The 1,615-nt window shown below is 46.9% G+C and carries 1 protein-coding gene; it reads left to right on the top strand.

All coding sequences use genetic code 11. The features are described 5' to 3' along the window. On the top strand, positions 1–1,615 hold a 1,615-nt coding region (locus RB620_RS30075; RefSeq protein WP_308100845.1), incomplete at both ends, for an RHS repeat-associated core domain-containing protein.

The following is a 1,615-nucleotide window of genomic DNA, read 5'->3' as shown; positions in this document are numbered from 1 at the left end:
TTTTTGAACGGATTCGCGAGGTCGGCAAAGGGTATACGATCATCGGCACGAAATATACGTACAACGCCCGTAATCAGCTCGTCCATCTCGAAAATGCGATTCGCTACGAGGAGTATGACTATACGTATGACGACGCCGGCAACATGCTCACGAACGGTCGCAGTCAATACGAGTGGAACGTACTCGGGCAGTTGAGGAAAGTGACATTCCCGGACGGTTTTGGCGAGAAATATGCCTACGACATGTTGGGACGCCGCGTCAGCAAGACGCAGTTCAATCATGCGGGATCGACGCAAGAAGTCACCCAGTATACCTACAAGGGCGATACATGGGCGATCACGGAAGAACTCGACGCTAAGGGCAATGTGACCAAGTCGTATACGTATGACGCCAATGACCGGCCGCTAACCATTACGATGGAAGGTCAAACGTTCTGGTACGTCTACAACGGTCACGGTGACGTGGTGGCGCTGACGGATAAGGACGGCAAGGTTGCGGCCCGATACGAATACGATGCATGGGGTCTCGTCACGCGCATGTACAACGGGCTAGGTGAGCGTGTTCGCGAAGGCATCGGCTGGATCGGCGACCTTGGCACTGGCAACGGCAGTCCCGGCTCCGTTCAAGGTCCGGAAGACGAGAGCGGAAATACCGATCCTGACTACCATCCAGGCAACGGTAACGGCAAAGGAAACGGAAAGAATGTTACCGAGGGCACGCAAGGAGCGGAAGCTGTTGAAGCAACATCGACTGTAGATGGTGAATTGACTGCACTTCTTGCGGAAGTCGATATCGAGCCGACTGATGATCTTACAACCGAGCTGGTGAAAGAAAATCCATATCGCTATGCCGGATACTATTGGGATCGGAAGACGCAATATTACTACTTGCAAGCCCGGTATTATGACCCTCGTCTTGCCCGGTTTATATCCGAGGATACGTATGAGGGCGAGATCCATACACCGCTGAGTTTGAATCAGTATGTGTATGTGGAGAATAATCCGCTTTCGTTTTCGGATCCGACAGGTCATTATGCAACAGTAACAGCCGGTGTCGGTGGCAATAGTGATTTTTACTTTAATCTTGGCCGGTATAGAAACAAGTATGCCCTTACTCTATTTCTTGATGACATCAGTAAGGCCAGGAATGCAGGCCGGAGCAATCAGGTCTATTGGACAATTCGAAGTGACTGGGGAACGCAATTTAAGACGCGCCATATTATTAGCGAGGATAAAAATAACAATCAATTCAGGTATTTATTTGAACTTTCAACTTTGACGAGAGAATACAAGTATGAGAATAATGTCGGAAATGCGAGATGGGCTACTTTTCAGTTTTTGGATGAACTCGACCCTTATATCGATATTTTAAATGAGGGTAAAGTGGCTTATAAGAAAGCTTTTCAAAATGTTATTAATTTTATGATTGTTGATGATATCAATACTATTATTGATCCTAGTTCGCCGCTCTATGAAAAGGCTCTTGCGTTAGCTGGTTTCATTCCTGTAGGTAAGATCATAAAAAACGGGCAGCTCATAATAAAGTTTAAAAATAAAAGCGGGGGGACCGTCGATCGAGCTGTTGATGTAAATGATACAAATTTAAAAAATACTGA

Origin of the sequence: Paenibacillus sp. LHD-117 (assembly GCF_030929555.1) — a bacterium.
GTDB lineage: Bacteria > Bacillota > Bacilli > Paenibacillales > Paenibacillaceae > Pristimantibacillus.
Note: the sequence above shows the minus strand (reverse complement) of the source record. Positions and strands in the feature narration are given on the sequence as shown.